A 22,895-nucleotide genomic window follows, 5' to 3' on the forward strand; every position below is an offset into this window, starting at 1 on the left:
CGCACACTGGAACACGTGATGGACGAGGACACCAGGTACGAAGCCGTACGCAGCCGGGACGGCAGGTTCGACGGAGTCTTCTTCTTCGCCGTCGAGACCACCGGGATCTACTGCCGGCCCAGCTGTCCCGCGGTGACGCCGAAGCGGCACAACGTGCGGTTCTTCGCGACGGCCGCCGCCGCGCAGGGCTCCGGGTTCCGGGCCTGCCGGCGGTGCCGGCCGGACGCCGTGCCGGGGTCCGCGGAGTGGAACGTGCGGGCGGATGTCGTCGGGCGGGCCATGCGCCTGATCGCGGACGGTGTCGTGGACCGCGAGGGCGTCGCCGGGCTCGCCGCGCGGCTCGGCTACAGCGCGCGGCAGGTCCAGCGGCAGCTCACCGCGGAACTCGGCGCCGGGCCCGTGGCGCTCGCCCGGGCCCAGCGGGCACACACCGCGCGAGTGCTGCTGCAGACCACCGAGCTGCCGGTCACCGAGATCGCGTTCGCGTCCGGGTTCGCCAGCGTGCGGCAGTTCAACGACACCGTCCGGGAGGTGTACGCCTCGACGCCCACCGAGCTGCGGGCCGCCGCCCCCCGGGGCCGGAGTGCCTCCCGGGGCCGTGGCGACCGCCGGGCCGCCCCCGGCGCCGGGATCCCGCTGCGGCTCGCCTACCGCGGGCCCTACCAGGCCGCCGCCGTCTTCGACCAGCTCGTGAGGGAGGCGGTAACCGGTGTCGAGGAGGTTTCCGGCGCGCCGGGCGACCGTACCCACCGGCGCACGCTGCGGCTGCCGTACGGCACCGGAATCGTCGCCGTCGAGGAGCGCACCCGGGAGCCGAGGACCGGCACCGGCACCCGTCCGGGCGGCTGGCTCGACGCGCGGCTGCACCTCACCGACCCCCGGGACCTGACCACCGCGGTGCAGCGGCTGCGGCGCCTGTTCGACCTCGACGCCGACCCGTACGCCGTCGACGAGCGGCTCGGCGCCGACCCCCGGCTCGGCCCGCTGGTCGCCGCCCGGCCCGGGCTGCGCTCGCCCGGCGCCGTCGACCCGCCGGAGGCCGCCGTCCGCGCCCTGGTCGGGAAGGACGGCGCGCAGGAGCTGGTGCGGCGCTACGGCAAGGTGCTCGACGCGCCCTGCGGCAGCCTCACCCATCTCTTCCCCGAGCCGGCCGTCCTCGCCGAGGCCGAGCCGGACGGGCCGCTGGGGGCGCTGGCCGCCGCCCTCGCCGACGGCACCGTACGGCTGGACCCGGGCGCCGACCGGGACGATGCGCGGGACGCCCTGCTCGCCCTGCCCGGGATGGATCCGGCCACCGTCGCCGCCGTACGCGTGCGGGCCCTCGGCGATCCCGACGTCGCCCCGCCCGGCGCGGAGGTGCCCGACGACTGGCGGCCCTGGCGCTCGTACGCCGTCCAGCATCTGCGTGTGGCAGGGGAGTGGGACGACCGATGACAAACGTCTACTGGACGCGACTCGACGCTCCCGTGGGCCGGTTGCTGCTCACCGCCGACGCCGACGGGGCGCTCACCTCGCTGTCCGTGCCCGGGCAGAAGGGCGGGCGGAGCGTGCAGGACGGCCGGCGGCGGGACGCCGGGCCGTTCCGGGCCGCCGCCGACCAGCTCGCCGCCTACTTTGCCGGTGAACTCAAGGAATTCCGGCTGCCGTTGAGCCCACACGGCACGGAGTTCCGGCAGCGGGTGTGGGCCGCGCTGGACGAGGTGCCGTACGGCACCACCGTCACCTACGGGCAGATCGCCGCGCGGATCGGCGCCTCCCGCGCGGCGGTTCGCGCCGTCGGCGGGGCGATCGGCGCCAACCCCCTGCTGATCGTGCGCTCGTGCCACCGGGTCATCGGCGCGGACGGATCGATGACCGGGTACGCGGGCGGAGTCGAACGGAAGGTGTGGCTGCTCACCCTGGAGGGCGCGCTCACCGGTCAGGGCCCGGCCCCGCGGACGCCCTCCGCCTGCTCGGCGTCCGGAATCTGCTTGCCTACTCCTCCTCCTGCTCCTCCTCCAGACCCCAGCTGTGCACCCGGCGGGGATGGATGCGGATCACCTCCTCGCTGAAGTGCGGGCCCAAGTCGTGCGGCCCGACGAGGAGTTCGGCCTCGCCGCGGATGTCGACGCCGCGCACCCGCCAGGGCCGTAGGCTCGCGATGTCGTCCACGACCAGGGCGACCTTCGGGTTCTGCCGGAGATTGCGCCACTTCTTCGTCGTCCCCATCGCGTAGCCGCCGATCAGGATCGTGCCGTCGTCCCGGACGACGAAGCCCACCGGGTTCGCCTGCGGCTGGCCGTGCGGGTCGACGGTGGCCATCCGGCCCAGCCGCTGCGAAGCCAGATACGCGCGCTCCGCCTCGCTGAATTCGGTCATGACAGCAGCCAAGCACGCCGGCCCGCTCCGCACATCGGCTCCGCGCCCTAGGGCCGCCGTCCTACGCCCGGTTGCGCCGAGCGGGTGGACCGCCGTCGAGGGTGCGGTGGCCGGGCCCGGCCGTGTGGCACGGTCTGCTCCGACGGGCAACGGGGAAGGGCGGGTGCGGAGATGGCCGGTGCCGGACGGATCCTTGGGGTGCTGCTGCTGGCGATGCTGCCGGGTACGAGGGCGCCGGCCGTGGCGGAGCCGGCGCCGCCGCCCTGGACGGGCAGCTGGGAGACCGCGCCGTCGGGAACCGCTTCCGCACTGCCCGGTGCCGCGATCCGCAATGTCGTCCACCTCAGCGTCGGCGGTACGGCCGTGCGCATCCGGCTCGGAAACCGTTTCGGCACCGCGCCGTTGCGGCTCGGCGCGGTCACCGTCGCGCTGCGCCGGGGGACCGGCCCGGACGCGGTGCCCGGCACCCTGCGCACCGCCACCTTCCACGGTGCCCCGACGGCAACCGTCCCGCCCGGCCAGGACACGGTCACCGACCCGGTGCCGCTGCCCGTCCCGGCCGCCGCCGACCTCCTCGTCACCGTGTACACCCCCGGGGACAGCGGACCCGCCACCTACCACCAGACCGCCCTGCAGACCAGCTACGTCGCCCCGGACGGCGCGGGCCGGGTCGCCGACGAGGGCGGCGCCGCCTACACCACCACCGTCAGCCGCTGGTACTACGTCACCGGCGTCGACGTCCTCGGCATCACCTCGGGCAGCATCGTCGCGTTCGGCGACTCCCTCACCGACGGAAACGGTTCCACTCCCGACACCAACCACCGCTGGCCCGACCGGCTCGCCGAACGGGTGCGTGCGGACCGGCTCGGAGTCCTCAACGCCGGAATCTCCGGAAACCGTTTGCTACGTGACGGCACCGGACCGAGCGCCCTCACCCGCCTGGACGCCGACGCCCTGGACCGGGCCGGGGTACGGATCCTGGTCGTCCTGGAGGGGATCAACGACATCAAGGGCACACCGAAGGCCGACGACGTCACCGCCTACGCCGACGCCTACCGCACCCTCGTCGCCCGCGCCCACGCCCGGGGCATCCGCGTCGTCGGCGTCACCCTCACCCCGTACCGGGGCTTTTCCGCCTACTCGGACGCCCGCGAGGCGGTACGGCAGCAGGTGAACGCGTTCATCCGCACCGGCGGCATCTTCGACGCGGTCGCCGACGCCGACGCCGCTCTCCGCGACCCGACCGACCCGACCCGCCTCCTGCCCGCCTACGACCCCGGCGACCACCTGCACTTCAACGACACCGGGATGGCAGTGGTGGCCGAGACGGTGCGTGGAGCCATGGGGGCGGTGCGGTGACGGGGCCGGCCGGGCCGGCGGGGTGCCGCTGCGCCCATCGTGCCGCTCCAGCGGCACGACTGCCCGCAGCTACGACGTGCCGGCGTGGTCGGTGGTCAGCGACGGGCAGATCCTCCGGCGATCGCTCAGCCCCACAGCACCGCCCCCAGCCACGCCCCCGCGATCAGCAGGCAGGCGAACAGTTCCGCCAGGACGCTGGAGCCGCCCGAGCGCATCGTCGTGCGGAGGGCGGCCATCGCCTCGCCGTGCCGGCCCAGGCGCAGCCGCTCGTACAGATAGATGCCGGCAACGAAGCCCGGCACAGCGCCCAGCACCGGCAGCAGCACGAAGCCGAGGAACGCCCCGGCGCCCGCGTACACCCCCATCCGCGGTGTGGCGCCGCTCTGGCGGAGCCGGCGCGGGGGCAGCGCCGTGCGGACCGCCAGCGACAGCAGCAGCACCGCGCCGGCCCCCACGAGCACAGCCCAGCTCAGGGGCTGCGGATCCGTGAGCGCCCACCACAGCACCGCGGCCCACACCAGCCACGACCCCGGCACCCCGGGCACCAGCACTCCGCACAGGCCGAGTGCGACGACCACGCCGACCAGCAGGAGTTCCCACACTCCCATCTGCCCAGAGTGCCGGAGAAGGCGGGCGAGGGCAGATGAGGGCGGGCGAGGGCAGATGAGGGCGGGCGAGGGCGGGCGAGGGCGGGCGACGCCGGGTGACGGCAGACGACGGTGGTGACGGCAGGTGACGGCTGGTGGTGACGGGCCGGCCGGAGCCTACGGGCGCGTGACCCAGTCCCGCTCGTACGCGTGCCAGCCCAGCTGCAGCCGGGTCGTCACCCCGGCCAGCTCCATCAGCCGCCGCACCCGGCGCTGCACGGTCCTCAGGCCCAGGTCGAGCTGCTTGGCCACGCTCGCGTCGGTCAGCCCGGCCAGCAGCAGCGACAGCACCTCCAGATCGGTGGCGTCGGGGCCGTCCGGCAACTCCTCGACCACCCCCGAGGCGCCCAGGCTCAGCGGCAGCGCCTCCCGCCACACCGACTCGAACAGCCCGGCCAGCAGCTCCAGCAGCCCGCTGGCGTGCACCACCAGCGCGGCCGGCTCCGCCGTGCGCGAGGTCAGCGGCACCATCGCGAGCGAACGGTCCGCGATCACCAGCTTCGTCGGCACCCGGTCCACCGCCCGCACCTGCTCGTCCCGGCCCAGCGCCGCCGTCAGCTCGGTCAGCCCGTGCGGCAGCTCCAGCACCGCGCGCTCCACCACCACCCGGTAGCGCACCCCGCGCCCGGCCGCCTGCGCCTCCGCCCCGTTCTCCAGGCCGGACACGACCACCGGATTGCCGGTCACCAGCGCGCACACCTCCTCGGCCGCCCCCAGCTGCAGTTGCAGAAAGCGCTGGGCGACCGCCGAGGCACCGGTCACCACCTCCACCAGGTCGTGCACCGCCGGTTCGGCCGCCGCCGCCCGGTACTCCTCCGCGAGCAGCGCCGCCGCGAGTTCCGCCTTCTCCAGCTCGTGCCGCTGCTGGGTGAGCAGCGCGCCCAGCGCCACCCCGGGCGGGGCCGCCACCCAGCGGCCCGGCCGGGCCGGGGACTGCGCGGCGAGCCCCTGCCGCTCCAGACGGCGCAGTGCCCGTTCGGCGTCCGGCTCGGACAGCGTCAGGCGCCGTGCCAGATCGGTCACGTCGGCCGCGCCCACGGACACCAGCGCCCGGTACGCCGCCTCGTGCGTGTCGTCCAGCCCGATCGCCGCCAGCATCGGCCCACGTCCCTCCCCTGGAACGGGCCTGGAATCCAGGCCCGGGAACCCGCCACCAACAAGCCGTCACGACGGGCGGGTCCAGCCTGGCGGAAACCGGCCACGGCGCAAACCCGCCGCGGAACATCATCGCCGTACCGGAGGTGGGTCTGCCAAGGTGGCAGCACCGCGGGGCGCGGGCCGTGCGTTCGATGCACAGCCGCGTCCCAGGAAACCAAGCCACAATCCGGTCATCCGACCGGTGCCCTGTCGCGGCCCGGTCGCCCCGACCGTGGCCCGGGCCCGGACGTGTGCGAGCCACGCGAAGAGGATCCGGGGCCGGGCCACTTGGGACGTCGCCGGGCGGTCCTCCCGTGGGGGGTGGGGCCGCCCGGCGGCCATCTGCCCCCTCTCGTACGGCTGTTCACTCCCTCACCCGACACGCCGTTCGACGGGGCCGGGTGCGCCGGATTTTCCCGATGCTCCGTTTTCATACGGCCCGTGCGGTGGACAATCAGGGGCATGAGCCAGCAGGGGGGAAGGCCCGCCCGTTCCGAGGACGACTGGTGGGGACAGCTGTACGACGACTCCGCCGAGGACACGGGACCTACGCCCGCGCCCGATACCCTGGACGACCGCTTCGCCTCCGCGAAGCACACGGTGACGGACCTGCCGGTCAGGGCACCGGGCCGGGGGAATGCCGACGGCGAGGCGCGCGCAGACGACAGCGGCGCGGTACGAGGTACCGGGGCCGCAGGTACAACGGAGCCCCGGGACCCCGCGGTGCCGCCGCAACGCGCGGCCCAGGACCCCGGGGCACCGTCGCTGCCGACGCAACGCGCGGCTCAGGACTCCGCGGCCCCGCCGCCCGTCCCCCCGCCGGCCCCTCGCTCCCCCTGGGAGCCTCCTCCGGCCGTACCCCCGACCCCGTCGACGTCGCCCCCGCCCGCCGGCCTCGCGCAACCGACCCCGCCACTGTCGGCACCGACCGACCCGCAACACCCCCCCGCCCCCTCCCTGTCGACGGCACCGGCACCCGTCCACCCGGACCAGTCCCCACCACCCTCCGCCTCGCCTTCCGCGCCGCTCGAAGATCGCGCGGTGCAGGACCCACGGTCACCGGTCGCGCCCGCCGATCCGCAGCTCCCGACGGCCTGTGCGTCGCCCCCTGGTCCGCAGCCCCGGCCAGTGCCCGGCGCGGCCGCTGATCCGCAGGCCCCGTCAGCACCCGCCTCGCCTTCCGCGCCGCTCGGAGATCGCTCGGCGCAGGACTCGCGATCACCCGCTGCGGCCGCAGACCCACAGCTCCCGTCGCCCCCCGCGCCGCTCCTCGAGCCGCAGCTCCCACCGGCACCACCCGCCCCGCAGTTCCCGGAAGGGCATGCCGCCACGTCGGTCACGGCGGTCACCGGCGGTCGGTCCGGCGAGGCCGCCGCCGTCTCGCCCGTGCCCCCACCCCCCTCCGCCGTCGACTACGTCGGCTCCGGTCCGCCCACCTACGACCCCGAGCCCACCGCGCTGCCGGCCGCCGATCCGGACGGGCTGGGGGAGTCGGTCGCGGACACGGTGCTGGACGGTGCCCGGTACGGGGCGTGCACGCTGCGGGCGGTGTCGATGCGCGGGGACTCGGCGCGGTACCGGGGTGAGCCGCGCCGGGACTCGCTGCTCACCGCCCGGTTCGGGACGGGGGAGCAGGCGCTGGTGCTCGTCGCGATGGCGACCGGAGTGCGGGGTACACCGGGCGCGCATCTGGCGGCGGCCGAGGCGTGCCGGTGGATCGGGCGGGCCGTGGGCCGCAGTCATCACCGGCTGGTGGAGGACATCCGGGCGGCCCGGCGCGGCGACCTGAAGTCGGGGCTGCACCGGCTGACCGACCGCAGCCTCGGCATGCTCCGCGCGAGCGCCGCCGAACAGGGCGTCGACCCGGAGGAGTACACGGCGAGCTTGCGCTGTCTGCTGGTGCCCGCCGATCCCGACTGCCGTACGCGCGTGTTCTTCGGCGTCGGTGACGGTGGCCTGTTCCGGCTGCGGGACGGCGCGTGGCAGGACATCGAGCCGCAGGTGCCGCCCGCCGACACCGCGGGCGGTTCGGTCGTCGGTTTCGGCTCCGCGGCGAAGACGTTTGCCGAAACCCCTGAGGGCGACCGGCTCACCATGGACTTCGGCATCCCGACCCCGCCGAGCCCGTACGAACCGGCGCCCGAGCCGCCCCGCGAGCCGTTCCGGTTCCGGGCCTCGGTCGCCCGCCCCGGTGATGCCCTGGTGATGTGCACCGCGGGCCTGGCCGATCCGCTGCGCGGCGAGGCCGCGCTCTGCGCCTACCTGGCCCGTCGCTGGTCCGGCCGCACCCCGCCCGGGCTCGCCGCGTTCCTCGCCGACGCCCAGGTGCGGGTGAAGGGTTACGCCGACGACCGTACGGCGGCGGCCGTGTGGGAGGCGTAACCGTTTCCCCTGTGCATCCATGGGTGTATGGCCAAACAGAACGTAGCCGAGCAGTTCGTCGACATCCTCGTCCGCGCCGGGGTGCGCCGCCTCTACGGCGTGGTCGGGGACAGCCTCAACCCGGTGGTGGACGCCGTCCGCCGCAACGCCGCCATCGACTGGATCCACGTACGCCACGAGGAGACCGCCGCCTTCGCGGCCGGCGCCGAGGCGCAGATCACCGGGAAGCTGGCGGCCTGCGCCGGCTCCTGCGGCCCGGGCAACCTGCACCTGGTCAACGGACTGTACGACGCACACCGCTCCATGGCCCCGGTGCTCGCGCTCGCCTCCCACATCCCGTCGAGCGAGATCGGCCTCGGCTACTTCCAGGAGACCCACCCCGACCGGCTCTTCGAGGAGTGCAGCCACTACAGCGAGCTGATCTCCAGCCCGAGGCAGATGCCCCGGCTGCTGCAGACCGCCATCCAGCACGCGGTCGGGCGCAGCGGGGTCAGCGTGGTCGCGCTGCCCGGTGACATCGCCGCCCAGCCGGCCCCGGAGAAGGCCGCGCAGAGTGCCCTCGTCGCCTCCCGGCCGACGGTACGGCCCGGCGACGCCGAGATCGACGCGCTGGTGGAGATGATCGACGCGGCGGACCGAGTAACCCTTTTCTGCGGCTGCGGTACGGCGGGCGCGCATGCGGAGGTCATGGAGTTCGCCGGGAAGATCAAGTCCCCGGTGGGGCATGCGCTGCGGGGCAAGGAGTTCATCCAGTACGACAACCCCTACGACGTCGGCATGAGCGGGCTGCTCGGCTACGGCGCCGCCTACGAGGCCACCCACGAGTGCGACCTGCTGATCCTGCTCGGCACCGATTTCCCGTACAACGCCTTCCTCCCCGACGACGTGCGGATCGCCCAGATCGACGTGCGGCCCGAGGTGCTCGGCCGCCGCTCCCGCCTCGACCTCGCCGTGTGGGGCGATGTGCGCGAGACCCTGCGCTGTCTCATCCCGAGGGTGAAGGAGAAGACCAACCGGCGCTTCCTCGACCGGATGCTGAAGAAACACGCCGACGCGCTGGAGGGCGTGGTCAGGGCCTACACCCGCAAGGTGGACAAGCACGTCCCGATCCACCCCGAGTACGTGGCCGCCGTCCTCGACGAAGTCGCCGACGACGAAGCGGTGTTCACGGTCGACACCGGGATGTGCAATGTGTGGGCCGCGCGGTACCTCTCGCCCAACGGACGGCGCAGGATCATCGGTTCGTTCTCGCACGGGTCGATGGCCAACGCGCTGCCCATGGCGATCGGCGCCCAGTTCACCGACCGGCGCCGCCAGGTGGTCTCGGTGTCCGGCGACGGCGGGTTCTCCATGCTGATGGGCGACTTCCTGACGCTCGTGCAGTACGACCTGCCCGTCAAGGTCGTGCTGTTCGACAACTCCTCCCTCGGCATGGTCGAGCTGGAGATGCTGGTCTCCGGGCTGCCCTCCTACGGCACCACCAACACCAACCCCGACTTCGCCGCCGTCGCGCGCGCCTGCGGTGCCTACGGGATCCGGGTGGAGAAGCCCAAGCAGCTCGCCGGCGCACTCAAGGACGCCTTCCGGCACAGGGGTCCGGCCCTGGTGGACATCGTCACCGACCCCAACGCCCTGTCCATCCCGCCGAAGATCAGCGCCGAGATGGTCACCGGGTTCGCACTGTCCGCCTCCAGGATGGTGCTGGACGGCGGCGTAGGCCGCATGCTCCAGATGGCCCGCTCGAACCTGCGCAACGTGCCGCGCCCCTAGTGGGACAGCAAGGAGTGAATTTCGGCCACTTTCACGGCGTGTGACGGCGTGCCGACGGCCGGTGCCGGGCGCATCTGCCTTGCCGTCCCGGGGCGTTCGTGGCGCCCAGGGCCCTACGGGGAGCCGGTCCCCCGGGTGTGGCGCGGCCCGGTGGCTGGCCCGGGCGTCGTGCGGGCGTGGCCGAACCGCCGGTCATCGGGCATGCGTGATGACTGCCTGTGTGCGTGCTGGGCAAGCATCCCCCCGTGAACGTGTTCGACCAGGAGGGGCAGGGACCAGCGGCGTGCGGGCGGGGGTCATGAAGAGTCAGGCACGAGGGGGCGGTCCCGCGGTCGTCGGGGGCTCCTCGGCGGCGACGGGGGAAGAGGCCGGCACCATCACGGGACGCGTGCACCGGCTCCGGCGCAGGCTGGGGCGGGCGGATCTCAAGGCGGTGCCCGAGGCCCGCCGGGAGTTGCGCGAACTGCTGCGGCACTGGGGGAAACCGGGCCGTTCGGAGATCGCCGAACTACTCACCAGCGAACTGGTCACCAACGCGCTCGTCCACACCGACGACGACGCGATCCTCACCGCGGTCGTGGAGCCGGGCGGGCTGCGCGTGGAGGTACGGGACTTCGTGGGCCGCAGACCGGAGCTGAGAGGCCCGGACTCGGACGACGACACCCATGGGCGGGGGCTGATGCTGGTGCAGTCCCTGGCGGACGCCTGGGGTGTGCGCCCGCACGGGGTGGGCAAGTCGGTGTGGTTCGAACTGGGCGCCGAGGCCGTGTGACGCTCCGCGGGAAGGCGGGCTCACAGAGCGGGTGCGGGCAGCTGCCGGCCCGGGACGGGGCGCGGCACGGGCAGGGGGGAACAGGGTGGGAAACGGACAGGGGGAAACGGACAGGGGGAAACGGACAGGGGGAAAGGGACGGGCGGGAAACGGGCCGGGGGCGTGACCCGTGCGGTCACGCCCCCGGCCCGGGATGAGCGGCGGTCCTAGCCGAACTGCTGCTCCAGGTCCTTCAGCTTGCGCTCCAGGGAGTCGAGCCGCGGCAGGGCCATGGTGTCGTCCTCGGCGGTGAGGTCGACGGTCACCTGCTCAGCGGACCCGCTGCGGACCGGCTGCAGGGAGGGACGGGCGCGTACGGGCAGCTGTTCCGCGGTCGATATGGCAGGCTCCGCGGTCGCCTGGGCGGGGCCGCGCTCCACGGCCTGCACCTCCACCTCGACCTGCCGTCCGCCGCGGCTGACGAAGCCGCGGTGGCCCCGGCTGATGGCCTTCAGCTGGGCGCGCTCCATCCGCTGCTGCTCGCGCCGGCGCTGCCGCGTCTCCTCCTTCTGGCGCCTGTCGTCGCGGACCTCCTCGACCGCCTCGTCCAGGCTGCGCACGCCCTCCAGGAGCATCAGCGACCAGGCCCTGTAGGTCTCGCGGGGGGCGCGCAGCCAGCGCACGATGCGGATCTGCGGCAGCGGACGCGGCACCAGGCCCTGCTCGCGCAGCGCGGCCCGGCGGGTCTGCTTCAGTGCCCGGTCGAACAGGACGGCCGCCGAGAGTGACATACCGGAGAAGAACTGCGGCGCGCCCGCGTGGCCGGCGCCCCGGGGCGCGTGCACCCAGTTGAACCAGGCCGCCGCCGCGGCGAACATCCACACGAGGATCCGGGAGCCGAGGGCCGCGTCACCGTGGCTGGCCTCGCGCACCGCGAGGACGGAGCAGAACATCGCGGCGCCGTCCAGGCCGAACGGCACCAGGTACTGCCAGCCGTCGGTCAGCCCCAGGTTCTGCTCGCCGAAGCCGACGAGGCCGTGGAAGGACAGGGCGGCCGCGACCGCCGCGCAGCAGAACAGGAGCACGTAGGAGGCCGTGCCGTAGATGGCCTCCTTGCGTCTGCGGCGCTCCTCGCTGCGCTCCCAGGAGTCGTCCGCGCTCGCGTTCTCCCCGGAGGAGCGCTTGCCGCGCGCGAGCACCGCCACCGCCGCCAGCATTCCCAGGAGCAGTACGGCGCCCGGAAGGAGCCAGTTCAGCGATATGTCGGTCAGTCTCATCAGGGGTCCCTTGCATTGGGATAGGGCGTAACGCCCGCCATAGTGGCCCACTCCCGAGGGCCCTCAGGGGGTTTCGGGGCAAGAGGCCGCCAAGGAAGTGCAAGGGGATGCCCAGGACGGCGTTCTGCTCGAACTGCCGCTTGAGGGGCGGGAGCTGAGTTCGAATAAGACTACCCGCACGGGCGGTTCCCGGGAAACTTCCGTGGTGCGTGGGGGAGTTGTGAATCATCTGTCCGATGATCCCAGCGGGCCCGGGCCGGTGTCCTTCCACCGCCGATCACAGACCCGGCCGGCCTGGATAGGTAAGGCTAACCTTACCAATTCTGTGCGAATTTGAACTGGCGCCTCGGGCGCCTATGGTGCTTGACGGACAAGTGACAACCTGCCGTTAATGACCCAAGTGCCGACAAGCCGCCAGGAGGGACCCGTGAAGCAGACCGCGCAGGGCTCCGCCGGGGCGAGGGCGCCGGAGCGCGGGACGCCGCCCGGTGGCCCCCGGGTGCCCCCGCAGCCGCACGCGGCGGACGCCCCCGACGGCTTCCGCGAGCGGGGCACCGCCGTGCCCGCCGCGCGAGGGGAGCACACGCACAGTGAGCACCCGATTCCGCAGCCGCGTCCGGCGGTGCAGCGCTCCTCGGTGCGCGGGCAGATCCTGGACGCGCTGCGCACGGCGCTGGTGACCGGGGAGCTGAAGCCGGGCGAGGTCTACTCGGCGCCGGTGCTCGGCGAGCGGTTCGGTGTCTCGGCCACGCCCGTGCGGGAGGCCATGCAGCAGCTCGCCCTGGAGGGCACGGTCGAGGTCGTGCCCAACCGAGGATTCCGGGTGGTCGAGCGGGGGGCGCGGGAACTGGCCGAGCTGGCGGAGGTGCGGGCGCTCATCGAGGTGCCGGTGCTGCTGCGGCTGGCCCGGACCGTGCCGGGCGAGCGGTGGGCCGAGCTGCGTCCGCTCGCGGAGGAGACGGTACGCGCGGCGGCCTCCGGCTGCCCGGCGACGTACGGTGAGTCCGACCGCGCCTTCCACCGCGCCCTGCTCGCCCTGTCGGGCAACGAGCAGCTGGTCGGCATCGCGTTCGATCTGCACCGGCGCTCGCAGTGGCCACCGGTCCGGCGCGGCAGGGCCTGTCTGGTGGCGGACGCGGCCGAGCACATGGCCCTGCTGGACGCGCTGATCGCCGGGGACGTGGATGTGGTGCGGGGGTTGGTGACCGCTCACTTCGCCGGTGCGGTGAGCTGAGCAGTACCCTGCGCCGTAGCCGGCCGGGGTGGGGTCGCGAGCCCGCGCCGACGGGGTGCCGCTGCGCCCACCCGTGCCGCCTGGGGGTCCTCCCAGGCCCTTGGGTACTGGGGGGCCTCCCAGGCCCTGAGGCGCTGGGGGAGGCACTACCACCCGCAGCTACGGCGGCGTCCCCCGCACCCGCTGCCGGGGACGCCGCCCGCACCCACCCGCTCCTACGCCGTAGCCGCCCCCGGCGCCGGCGGGGACAACTGCCGCGCCAGCCACGTCGGTACGCCCCCGAGCAGCCGGAACAATCGCCGCGCCTCCTCGCGCAATCGCGAGGCCTCGGGCTCGGACTCCGCGTCGGCGAGTGAGGCCAGCGCGGGGGCCGTACCCACGAGATAGCCCAACTCCTCGCGGATCCGCAGCGATTCGGCGAAGCCATGTCGCGCCTCGGTCAACTCCCCGTCGCGCAGGGCGAGTCCGGCGATATGCCGCCAGGTGAAGGACAGCAGCAACGGGTCCGCGTCCGCGGTGGCGCCCGCGTGCGCCCGGCGGTACGCGGCGCGCGCCGCCTGCGGGGAGCGGGTCAGGTTCTCCGCGATCAGGCCCCGGCGGAAGTCGAGCAGGGCCCGCCCCGGCGCCCCGGGAGGGATCAGCGCCGCCGCGCGTCCCAGCGCGGCCCGTGCCTCGTCCGCGCGGTCCCGGACGCCGTGCAGCGTTGCCGTGTAGGCGAGTTGGCCGCGCTCGCAGGCGGCGGCCCCGCGCTCGTCGTCGGTGTGCGCGAGCGCCTCCGCCGTCCGCAGGGCGTCCTCCGCGTCCTCCCAGCCCCGTTCGGTGTACAGACACCGTTCGACCAGCAGCGTGGCCCGCTGGAGGGCCGCGGCGGCGGTGTCCCGCGGCAGCAGGGCCGCCGCGTCCGCCCAGCAGGCCCGCGAGCGCAGCCGCCACACCGCGGTCTGGAGCGGATCGTCACCGGCGGTCGTTCCGTCACCAGACATGGCGGTATGCGCCACGTTGCCCTCCCCGAGCACGCCATCGAGCTGTTGAGTGGTGGCGGCATTCCAGCACCAATCGCAGGGCCGGGCCAAGAGGGTGGGTGAAAGATTTCACAAAGTCGTGGGGCGCGGGCGTGACCGGGCTTGGCCGCCGCACGCCCCCGACGACCTCAGCTCATGCGCAGAGCGAGGAAGAAGTCGAGCTTGTCCTCCAGGCGCGAGAGGTCCCGTCCCGTCAACTGCTCGATCCGGCCGACCCGGTAGCGCAGCGTGTTGACGTGCAGGTGGAGCCGGGTGGCGCAGCGGGTCCAGGAGCCGTCGCAGTCCAGGAACGCCTCCAGGGTCGGGATCAGCTCGGCCCGGTGGCGGCGGTCGTAGTCCGTCAGGGGGTCCAGCAGGCGGGCGGTGAAGGCGCGGCGGACGTCGTCGGGCACGAAGGGGAGCAGCAGGACGTGCGACGCCAGCTCCTGGTGCCCCGCCGCGCAGACCCGGCCCGGGCGGGCGGCCGCCACCCGGCGCGCGTGCCGGGCCTCCTCCAGGGCGCCGCGCAGGCCCTCCGCGGAGTGCACGGCCGCGCTGACGCCGAGGGTGAGCCGCCCGTCGTCGTTCAGGCCCGCCGAGAGCGTCTCCCGCACCGACTGCAGCAGGGAGTCGGCCAGCAGCCCGGTCTCCGAGCCGTCGTGCTCGGCGGAGACCGCCGGGAGCGGCACCAGGGCGATCGCCTCGTCGCCGGTGTGCGCGACGGCGATCCGGTCGGACGGCTCGGGGCCGGTCGACTGCGGGTCGACCAGCACTTCCTCCAGGAGCGACTGGGCGACCGGGCCACCCTCGACCGAGCCGCCCTCCCACTCCACGCGGGCCACCACGACCTGCCAGTGCGGGGCCGTGCCGAGCCCGGGCAGCAGCACCGGGGCGGCCACCCTCAGGCGGGCCGCGATCTCGGCCGGTGCGGCACCCGTCTGGACGAGCTCCAGCACCTCCTGGGCGAGCCGGCGCCGCACCGTGCGCGCCGCGTCCCGGCGGTCCCGCTCGACCGAGATCAGCTGGGTGACGCCCTGCAGCAGGTCCAGCCGCTCCTCGGGCCAGTCACCGGCGTCCGCCTCGACGGCCAGCAGCCAGTCCGACAGCACCGTCTCGCGGACGTCGCGGGCGGCCAGCGGGGAGCGGCCGGAGGAGCGGATCGGGAAGAGGGAGTAGGTGGCTCCGCCGAGCAGGACGCGGTGCGGGCCGCGGCGGCCGGTGCGGGTGGCGGCCAGGTGCTCGGCGGCGAGCCCGGCGCAGGTCTCGGCGGGCAGCGCCGGGCCCCCGACCTTGGAGCCGGCGATCAGCCGGCCGGTCGGGGCGAGCACCCAGGCGCGCAGGTCCAGGTCGGTGCCGAGCAGGTCCAGGACCACGTCCGGGCCGCCGCCCGCCGGGCCCGAGGTCATCATCCTGCGGTGCCGGTCCACCACGGCCGCCAGGTCCCCGGCGCGCTCACCGGAGACCTGCCGCACGACGTACTCGGTGATCGTGGCGAACGCCACCGACTCGTGCACCGCGAACAGCGGCAGCCGGTGTCTGGCGCAGGCGAGCACCAGGTCGTCCGGGATGTCGCCCAGCTCCGCCTCACCGGCGGCGAGCGCCGCCACCCCGGCCTGCACCAGGATCCGTACGAACGGCTCGGAGTCGGCGGCGTCCTTGCGCCAGGCGAGGCCGGTCAGCACCAGCTCGCCCCCGGAGAGATAGCGGCTCGGGTCGCGCAGGTCCGTGGTCATGACCCCGCGCACCGACCGGTCCAGCTCCTCCTCGCCGCCGAGCAGCCGCAGGCCCAGCGCATCAGTGTCCAAAAGTGCGCGCAGCCGCATCTCGTCGCCGCCGTTCTGTGTCTCGAAACCTACGATGGATCTTGGAGGGTGACGGGGTGGTCACCCGGAACCCGACGCCCGGGGACGCATTCGGCGGTCCTCCTGCTGTTTCCTGCGTTTCTCCAGGAAAACCGAGAGGTTGCCGATGTCCTCCGTTCATACGAATCTACAAGATGCTCACCGTGGCCAGCGAACTCCTTCATGGTTTCGGTGACTGACCCCGCCGGAGCGAGGGGCGGTGTACTGAGTCCACTCCGCGTGAACAGCACATGAACGAGCCGCGCCCGCCGCACACGGATTGGCTCAATCTGAACGAACCATTGAGACGAAGAAGAGAGCCGGTCATGGACTTCCTTCGCCCTGCCAGCTGGGAGGAGGCGCTCGCCGCGAAGGCCGAGCACCCCACCGCTGTGCCGATTGCGGGTGGCACCGATGTGATGGTCGAGATCAACTTCGACCACCGCCGGCCCGAGTATCTGCTCGACCTGAACCGCATCGGTGACCTCTACGAGTGGGAGGTCGGCGAAGAGAGTGTACGGCTGGGTGCATCCGTGCCGTACACCAAGATCATGGAGAGCCTCCGTGCCGAGCTGCCGGGCCTCGCGCTCGCCTCGCACACGGTCGCCTCCCCGCAGATCCGCAACCGTGGCGGCGTCGGCGGCAACCTCGGCACGGCCTCGCCCGCCGGTGACGCCCACCCCGCCCTGCTCGCGGCCGGCGCCGAGGTCGAGGTGGAGTCGGCGGCCCGCGGAACCCGGCTGATCCCGATCGACGAGTTCTACACCGGCGTCAAGCGCAACGCGCTCCGGCCCGACGAGCTGATCCGCGCCGTCCACGTCAAGAAGGCCGACGGACCGCAGCAGTACTCGAAGGTCGGCACCCGCAACGCCATGGTCATCGCCGTGTGCGCCTTCGGCCTCGCCCTGCACCCCGGGACCCGTACGGTCCGGACCGGCATCGGCTCGGCCGCGCCCACGCCCGTGCGGGCCAGGGCCGCGGAGGAGTTCCTGAACGCGGCGCTCGACGAGGGCGGCTTCTGGGACAACGGAAAGATCATCACCCCGTCGGTCGCCAAGCAGTTCGCCGGACTCTGCTCGGCCGCCTGCAACCCGATCGACGACGTCCGGGGCACCGCGAGCTACCGCCGCCACGCGGTCGGCGTGATGGCCCGCCGGACGCTCACCTGGACCTGGGAGTCGTACCGCGGCGCCCGCCGCGCATCTGAGGGAGCTGCGTAATGCGCGTCAACTTCACCGTCAACGGACGTCCGCAGGAGGCCGACGACGTCTGGGAGGGCGAGTCCCTGCTGTACGTCCTGCGCGAGCGTCTCGGCCTGCCGGGTTCGAAGAACGCCTGTGAACAGGGCGAGTGCGGCTCCTGCACCGTGCGCCTGGACGGCGTGCCGGTCTGCTCCTGCCTGGTCGCGGCCGGTCAGGTCGAGGGCCGCGACGTGGTGACCGTCGAGGGCCTCGCGGACTACGCCAAGCAGCGCGAGGAGCACGGCGGCTGCGCCACCGGCACCTGTGGCACCTCCCTCCAGGACGCCCAGCAGTGGCAGGCCAAGGGCACCGACTCCCAGACCGGCGAGGGCGGAGAACTCTCCACGATCCAGCAGGCGTTCATCGACGCCGGTGCCGTCCAGTGCGGCTTCTGCACCCCGGGTCTGCTCGTCGCTTCCGACGAACTCCTGGAGCGCAACCCGAACCCGTCCGACGCCGACATCCGCGAGGCGCTGTCGGGCAACCTGTGCCGCTGCACGGGCTACGAGAAGATCATGGACGCGGTCCGCCTGGCGGCCGCCCGCCAGTCCGAGGAGGTCTGACATGCCGGCCAACGGCGCCCCTACGAAGATCACGCAGGGCTCCCAGACCAAGGGCGGCATCGGCGAGTCCACCCTCCGCCCGGACGGCACCCTCAAGGTCACCGGCGAGTTCGCGTACTCGTCCGACATGTGGCACGAGGACATGCTGTGGGGCCAGATCCTGCGCTCCACCGTCGCGCACGCCGAGATCGTCTCGATCGACACCTCCGAGGCCCTGGCCACGGCGGGCGTGTACGCGGTCCTGACGTACGACGACCTGCCCACCGAGGTGAAGAACTACGGCCTGGAGATCCAGGACACCCCGGTCCTCGCGCACGGCAAGGTGCGCCACCACGGCGAGCCGGTCGCGCTCGTCGCCGCCGACCACCCGGAGACGGCCCGCCGCGCCGCCGCGAAGATCAAGGTGGAGTACCGTGAACTCCCCGTGATCACGGACGAGAAGTCGGCTCTCGCGCCGGACGCGATCCTCGTCCACGAGGGCCGCGACGACCACCACTCCGGGCACGTCCCGCACCCGAACATCGTCCACCGCCAGCCGATCATCCGCGGCAACGTGGAGGAAGCCCGCAGGCGGGCCGACGTGATCGTCGAGGGCGAGTACACCTTCGGCATGCAGGACCAGGCCTTCCTCGGCCCCGAGTCCGGCCTCGCCGTGCCCGAGGAGGACGGCGGCGTCCACCTCTACGTCGCCACCCAGTGGCTCCACTCCGACCTGCGCCAGATCGCGCCCGTCCTCGGCCTGCCCGAGGAGAAGGTGCGCATGACGCTGGCCGGCGTCGGCGGCGCGTTCGGCGGCCGCGAGGACCTGTCGATGCAGATCCACGCCTGCCTGCTGGCGCTGCGCACCGGCAAGCCGGTGAAGATCGTCTACAACCGCTTCGAGTCCTTCTTCGGGCACGTCCACCGCCACCCGGCGAAGCTCCACTACGAGCACGGCGCCACCAAGGACGGCAAGCTCACGCACCTGAAGTGCCGGATCGTCCTGGACGGCGGCGCCTACGCCTCCGCCTCCCCGGCGGTCGTCGGCAACGCCTCCTCCCTGTCGGTCGGCCCGTACGTGGTGGACGACGTCGACATCGAGGCCATCGCGCTCTACACCAACAACCCGCCCTGCGGCGCCATGCGCGGCTTCGGTGCCGTCCAGGCGTGCTTCGCCTACGAGGCGCAGATGGACAAGCTGGCGAAGAAGCTGGGCATGGACCCGGTGGAGTTCCGGCAGCTGAACGCCATGGAACAGGGGACCGTCATGCCGACCGGGCAGCCGGTCGACTCCCCGGCGCCGGTCGCCGAACTCCTGCGCCGCATCAAGGCGATGCCGCTGCCACCGGAGCGCCAGTGGGAGTCCAGCGAGGGCGCCGACGTACGGCAGCTGCCCGGCGGCCTGTCCAACACCACACACGGCGAAGGCGTCGTACGGGGTGTCGGCTACGCGGTCGGCATCAAGAACGTCGGCTTCTCCGAGGGCTTCGACGACTACTCCACCGCCAAGGTGCGCATGGAGGTCATAGGCGGCGAGCCGGTCGCGACCGTGCACACCGCGATGGCGGAGGTCGGCCAGGGCGGTGTCACCGTCCACGCGCAGATCGCCCGCACCGAACTCGGCGTCACCCAGGTGACCATCCACCCCGCCGACACCCAGGTCGGCTCCGCGGGCTCGACCTCGGCCTCCCGGCAGACGTACGTCACCGGCGGCGCCGTGAAGAACGCCTGCGAGCTGGTCCGCGAGAAGGTCCTGGAGATCGGCCGGCGCAAGTTCGGCACCTACCACCCGGCCTGGGCGACCGCCGAACTCCTGCTGGAGGGCGGCAAGGTCGTCACCGACGGCGGCGAGGTCCTCGGCGACCTGGTCGACGTCCTGGAGGACGAGGCCGTGGAGGTCGAGGAAGAGTGGCGGCACCGGCCGACCGAGGCCTTCGACCTGCGCACCGGCCAGGGCAACGGGCACGTCCAGTACTCCTTCGCGGCGCACCGCGCGGTCGTCGAGGTCGACACCGAGCTCGGTCTGGTGAAGGTCATCGAGCTGGCCTGCGCCCAGGACGTCGGCAAGGCGCTCAATCCGCTCTCCGTCATCGGCCAGATCCAGGGCGGTACGACCCAGGGCCTGGGCGTTGCGGTGATGGAGGAGATCATCGTCGACCCGAAGACCGCGAAGGTCAGGAACCCCTCCTTCACGGACTACCTGATCCCCACGATCCTCGACACGCCGACCATCCCGGTCGACGTGCTCGAACTCGCCGACGAGCACGCCCCGTACGGGCTGCGCGGCATCGGCGAGGCCCCGACCCTGTCGTCCACGCCGGCCGTCCTCGCGGCGATCCGGAACGCGACCGGGCTGGAGCTCAACCGCACGCCGGTGCGGCCCGAGCACCTCACGGGAACCGCGTAACAATCCCACAGCTCTCCGGGCGGCGCAGGGAACGTCACACACTCCGCCGCGCCGCCCGGAGGAACCCCCTTTGAGTTCCGCACCGCTCGCGGTCCTTGAAGTACCAGGAAATTCGTTCGTCTCGGGCCGTCCCCCGGGTCGTCCATTCCCAAATCCCGTGACCGCGAGGGCGGTTGCACGGGTGCCCCTGTGAACCTTGGGAGATGGCACCATGACCCAGCAGTCAGTGGAGCCCACGAACACCGCCGAAGAAGCGGGCGCGGGTTCGCGTCCGCCGGCCGGTAGGTCGTGGCTCGACCGGTACTTCCACATATCCGAAAGAGGATCAACCATCGCGACCGAGGTCCGCGGTGGCGTCACCACCTTCATGGCGATGGCGTACATCCTTCTGCTCAACCCGGTGATCCTCAGTGGCGCGGACAAGTCCGGCGACTCTCTGGGGCAGAAGGCCCTCATCACGGCCACCGCGCTCGGCGCGGCGGCCACCACCCTCCTCATGGGCTGGATCGGCAAGGCGCCCCTCGCCATGGCCGCCGGACTCTCCGTCTCCGGTGTGCTGGCCGGTCTGGTCATGGGAACCAAGACCCTGACCTGGGCCCAGGGCCTGGGCATGTGCATCGCCTACGGCGCCGTGATCATGTTGCTGGTGGTCACGGGCCTCCGCGAGATGATCATGAACGCGATCCCGCTGCCGCTCAAGCACGGCATCACGATGGGCATCGGTCTGTTCATCGCGTTCATCGGTCTGGTCAAGGCCGGATTCGTGCACGCCGGTACGGCCACCCCGGTCACGCTGGGTGTGGGCGGTGAGCTCGTCGGCTGGCCCGTCCTGCTCTTCGCCGTCACCCTGCTGCTCATCTTCGCGCTGCAGACCCGGAAGGTTCCGGGTGCCATCCTCATCGGCATCGTCACCGGCACCGTTCTCGCGATGATCGTCAACGCGGCCGGCCTGGTCGACGACAAGGGCTGGGCCAACGGCGACGGCCCCGCGCTGCACGGCAGCGCCCTGTCGATGCCGGACTTCTCGCTCATCGGCAAGGTGTCCTTCAACGGCCTGGGCGACGTCGGCTACATGACGGTCACCTTCATCGTCTTCACGCTGGTCCTCGCAGGCTTCTTCGACGCGATGGCCACCATCATCGGCATCGGTACCGAGGCCAACCTCGCCGACGCCCGGGGACGTATGCCGGGCCTGTCCAAGGCGCTGTTCATCGACGGTGCGGGCGGTGTCGTCGGCGGTGTCGTCGGCGGCTCCGGCCAGACCGTGTTCGTCGAGTCCGCGACCGGCGTCGGCGAGGGCGCCCGTACCGGACTGTCCTCCGTGGTCACCGGTGGGTTCTTCGCCCTCTGCCTCTTCTTCACGCCGATCACGGCGATCGTGCCGCGCGAGGTGGCCTCGGCCGCCCTCGTCACCATCGGCGCGATGATGATGATGAACGCCCGTCATGTGGACTGGGGCGACCGCTCCGTCGCGATCCCGGTCTTCCTGACGGTCGTGATCATGCCGTTCACGTACTCGATCACTCCCGGTGTCGCCGCCGGTGTGATCTCCTACGTGGTCATCAAGCTGGCCCAGGGCAAGTGGCGGGAGATCGGCGGGTTCATGTGGGGTCTGACGGTGCTCTTCCTCGTCTACTTCTCACTGCATCCCGTCCGAGCGCTGCTGGGCGTGCACTAGCCGACTGAACGCCCCTTCCCCGCAATCCCGTTAGGAGACCGACAGATGCTGGACATCGCCGAAGAGCTGAACCGGTGGGTCGAGCAGGGCCGTGACTTCGCCGTCGCCACCGTGGTGGCCGTCGGCGGCAGCGCTCCGCGCCGGCCCGGCGCCGCCCTCGCGGTGGACGCCGAGGGCACGGCCATCGGCTCGGTCTCCGGCGGGTGCGTGGAGGGCGCCGTGTACGAGCTGTGCCGACAGGCGCTCGAGGACGGGGAAACCCTGCTCGAACGCTTCGGCTACAGCGACGAGGATGCCTTCGCCGTCGGCCTGACCTGTGGCGGCATCATCGACATCCTCGTCACGCCGGTCCGGGCGGACGGTCCCGCCCGGCCGGTGGTCGCCGCCGCGCTGGCCGCCGCCGCCCGTGGGGAGGCGGCGGCGGTCGCACGGATCGTGGAGGGGCCGGCACGGCTGCGGGGCCGGGCCCTCCTCGTCCGCCCCGACGGCTCCTGCGAGGGCGGCTTCGGCGGCCACCCCGAGCTGGACCGCACGGTCGCCGCCGAGGCCGGCGCCTTCCTGGACGCCGGCCGCACCGGCACCCTGGAGATCGGCGAACAGGGCTCGCGCTGCGGCGCCCCGCTCACCGTCCTGGTCGAGTCCTCCGTCCCCCCACCCCGGATGATCGTCTTCGGCGCGATCGACTTCGCCTCCGCGCTGGTCCGCGTCGGCAAGTTCCTCGGCTACCACGTCACGGTGTGCGACGCCCGCCCGGTGTTCGCCACCACAACCCGCTTCCCCGAGGCCGACGAGATCGTCGTCGAGTGGCCGCACACCTACCTGGAGCGCACCGAGACCGACGGCCGCACCGTCCTGTGCGTCCTCACCCACGACGCCAAGTTCGACGTACCGCTGCTGAAGCTGGCCCTGCGGCTGCCGGTCGCCTACGTCGGCGCGATGGGCTCCCGCCGCACCCACCTCGACCGCAACGAGCGCCTGCGCGAGGTCGGCGTCAGCGAGCTCGAACTCGCCCGCCTGCGCTCGCCGATCGGCCTCGACCTCGGCGCCCGTACGCCGGAGGAGACGGCCCTGTCCATCGGCGCGGAGATCGTCGCGAACCGGCGCGGTGGCAGCGGCATCCCGCTCACCGGCGCACACACTCCCATCCACCGCGACCTGGCCTCGCGGCCGGCCGCGTCGATCGGCTCGGTGGCCTAGGGTCCGTCGGTGCGGTCAGTGGGGTGCCCCCTCTGGGGTGCGTGCCGGGCGTCGCAGGGCAGACGGGAACGTG

Annotated in this window: 18 protein-coding genes; 12 read left to right on the top strand and 6 right to left on the bottom strand. The window is 73.0% G+C overall.

The genetic code is table 11. The features are described from left to right. The first annotated feature begins 18 nt into the window (after nucleotides 1–18). Both ACWGJ5_RS25480 and ACWGJ5_RS25485 read left to right on the top strand, forming a co-directional pair. Complete coding sequence (locus tag ACWGJ5_RS25480; protein WP_453312064.1) at nucleotides 19–1,434, top strand: DNA-3-methyladenine glycosylase 2 family protein; 1,416 nt, start codon at nucleotides 19–21, stop codon at nucleotides 1,432–1,434. Further along, nucleotides 1,431–2,051, top strand: coding sequence for a methylated-DNA--[protein]-cysteine S-methyltransferase (locus tag ACWGJ5_RS25485; protein WP_453311983.1), 621 nt, complete (start codon nucleotides 1,431–1,433; stop codon nucleotides 2,049–2,051). Before ACWGJ5_RS25480 ends, ACWGJ5_RS25485 begins: the two co-directional genes overlap by 4 nt. On the opposite strand, the gene ACWGJ5_RS25490 is transcribed toward ACWGJ5_RS25485, so the two are convergent. Next, on the bottom strand, nucleotides 1,975–2,358 hold the full coding sequence (locus ACWGJ5_RS25490; RefSeq protein WP_453311984.1) for a PPOX class F420-dependent oxidoreductase: 384 nt from the start codon (nucleotides 2,356–2,358) through the stop codon (nucleotides 1,975–1,977). The genes ACWGJ5_RS25485 and ACWGJ5_RS25490 overlap by 77 nt on opposite strands. Nucleotides 2,359–2,529: 171 nt before the next feature. Between ACWGJ5_RS25490 and ACWGJ5_RS25495 the strand changes: the two genes are divergently transcribed. Continuing rightward, nucleotides 2,530–3,717, top strand: coding sequence for an SGNH/GDSL hydrolase family protein (locus ACWGJ5_RS25495; protein WP_453311985.1), 1,188 nt, complete (start codon nucleotides 2,530–2,532; stop codon nucleotides 3,715–3,717). 125 nt (nucleotides 3,718–3,842) lie between these two features. Here ACWGJ5_RS25495 and ACWGJ5_RS25500 read toward each other — a convergent pair whose 3' ends face one another. Both ACWGJ5_RS25500 and ACWGJ5_RS25505 read right to left on the bottom strand, forming a co-directional pair. After that, entirely contained in the window at nucleotides 3,843–4,325 is a 483-nt protein-coding gene (locus ACWGJ5_RS25500; protein ID WP_453311986.1) for a DUF456 domain-containing protein, read from the bottom strand. 156 nt (nucleotides 4,326–4,481) lie between these two features. Next, nucleotides 4,482–5,462, bottom strand: coding sequence for a helix-turn-helix domain-containing protein (locus tag ACWGJ5_RS25505; RefSeq protein ID WP_453311987.1), 981 nt, complete (start codon nucleotides 5,460–5,462; stop codon nucleotides 4,482–4,484). Between the two features lie 954 nt (nucleotides 5,463–6,416). Here ACWGJ5_RS25505 and ACWGJ5_RS25510 point away from each other — a divergent pair. The 3 genes from ACWGJ5_RS25510 to ACWGJ5_RS25520 all read left to right on the top strand — a co-directional run bounded on the left by ACWGJ5_RS25510 (nucleotide 6,417) and on the right by ACWGJ5_RS25520 (nucleotide 10,425). After that, nucleotides 6,417–7,883 (top strand): protein phosphatase 2C domain-containing protein, encoded by a 1,467-nt coding sequence (locus tag ACWGJ5_RS25510; RefSeq protein WP_453312065.1) that lies wholly within the window; start codon nucleotides 6,417–6,419, stop codon nucleotides 7,881–7,883. A gap of 27 nt (nucleotides 7,884–7,910) precedes the next feature. Then, nucleotides 7,911–9,653, top strand: a complete 1,743-nt coding sequence (locus ACWGJ5_RS25515) for a pyruvate dehydrogenase (RefSeq protein ID WP_453311988.1) — start codon at nucleotides 7,911–7,913, stop codon at nucleotides 9,651–9,653. Nucleotides 9,654–9,951: 298 nt separating this feature from the next. Next, on the top strand, nucleotides 9,952–10,425 hold the full coding sequence (locus tag ACWGJ5_RS25520) for an ATP-binding protein (RefSeq protein ID WP_453311989.1): 474 nt from the start codon (nucleotides 9,952–9,954) through the stop codon (nucleotides 10,423–10,425). A gap of 206 nt (nucleotides 10,426–10,631) precedes the next feature. On the opposite strand, the gene ACWGJ5_RS25525 is transcribed toward ACWGJ5_RS25520, so the two are convergent. Then, the gene (locus tag ACWGJ5_RS25525) at nucleotides 10,632–11,681 is read right to left on the bottom strand and encodes a DUF2637 domain-containing protein (protein ID WP_228616177.1); all 1,050 of its coding nucleotides are present in this window, start codon (nucleotides 11,679–11,681) and stop codon (nucleotides 10,632–10,634) included. 427 nt (nucleotides 11,682–12,108) lie between these two features. On the opposite strand from ACWGJ5_RS25525, the gene ACWGJ5_RS25530 reads away from it, so the two are divergent. After that, nucleotides 12,109–12,915, top strand: coding sequence for a GntR family transcriptional regulator (locus ACWGJ5_RS25530; protein WP_453311990.1), 807 nt, complete (start codon nucleotides 12,109–12,111; stop codon nucleotides 12,913–12,915). Nucleotides 12,916–13,130: 215 nt separating this feature from the next. Here ACWGJ5_RS25530 and ACWGJ5_RS25535 read toward each other — a convergent pair whose 3' ends face one another. Continuing rightward, nucleotides 13,131–13,898 (bottom strand): hypothetical protein, encoded by a 768-nt coding sequence (locus ACWGJ5_RS25535; protein ID WP_453311991.1) that lies wholly within the window; start codon nucleotides 13,896–13,898, stop codon nucleotides 13,131–13,133. A gap of 167 nt (nucleotides 13,899–14,065) precedes the next feature. Further along, nucleotides 14,066–15,739, bottom strand: coding sequence for a PucR family transcriptional regulator (locus tag ACWGJ5_RS25540; RefSeq protein ID WP_453311992.1), 1,674 nt, complete (start codon nucleotides 15,737–15,739; stop codon nucleotides 14,066–14,068). A 344-nt stretch (nucleotides 15,740–16,083) separates the two neighbouring features. On the opposite strand from ACWGJ5_RS25540, the gene ACWGJ5_RS25545 reads away from it, so the two are divergent. The 5 genes from ACWGJ5_RS25545 to ACWGJ5_RS25565 all read left to right on the top strand — a co-directional run bounded on the left by ACWGJ5_RS25545 (nucleotide 16,084) and on the right by ACWGJ5_RS25565 (nucleotide 22,822). Beyond that, nucleotides 16,084–16,977 carry an FAD binding domain-containing protein gene (locus tag ACWGJ5_RS25545; RefSeq protein WP_453311993.1) on the top strand — a complete coding sequence of 298 codons (894 nt, stop codon included), beginning with the start codon at nucleotides 16,084–16,086 and terminating at the stop codon, nucleotides 16,975–16,977. Next, on the top strand, nucleotides 16,977–17,561 hold the full coding sequence (locus tag ACWGJ5_RS25550; RefSeq protein WP_453311994.1) for a (2Fe-2S)-binding protein: 585 nt from the start codon (nucleotides 16,977–16,979) through the stop codon (nucleotides 17,559–17,561). Before ACWGJ5_RS25545 ends, ACWGJ5_RS25550 begins: the two co-directional genes overlap by 1 nt. 1 nt (nucleotide 17,562) lies before the next feature. After that, a complete protein-coding gene (locus ACWGJ5_RS25555; protein WP_453311995.1) occupies nucleotides 17,563–19,947 on the top strand; it encodes a xanthine dehydrogenase family protein molybdopterin-binding subunit in 2,385 nt (794 codons plus the stop codon). A 211-nt stretch (nucleotides 19,948–20,158) separates the two neighbouring features. Continuing rightward, nucleotides 20,159–21,625, top strand: coding sequence for an NCS2 family permease (locus ACWGJ5_RS25560; RefSeq protein ID WP_453311996.1), 1,467 nt, complete (start codon nucleotides 20,159–20,161; stop codon nucleotides 21,623–21,625). 45 nt (nucleotides 21,626–21,670) lie between these two features. Then, entirely contained in the window at nucleotides 21,671–22,822 is a 1,152-nt protein-coding gene (locus ACWGJ5_RS25565; protein ID WP_453311997.1) for an XdhC family protein, read from the top strand. Nucleotides 22,823–22,895 lie beyond the last annotated feature (73 nt).

Source organism: Streptomyces sp. NPDC054783, from assembly GCF_053611725.1.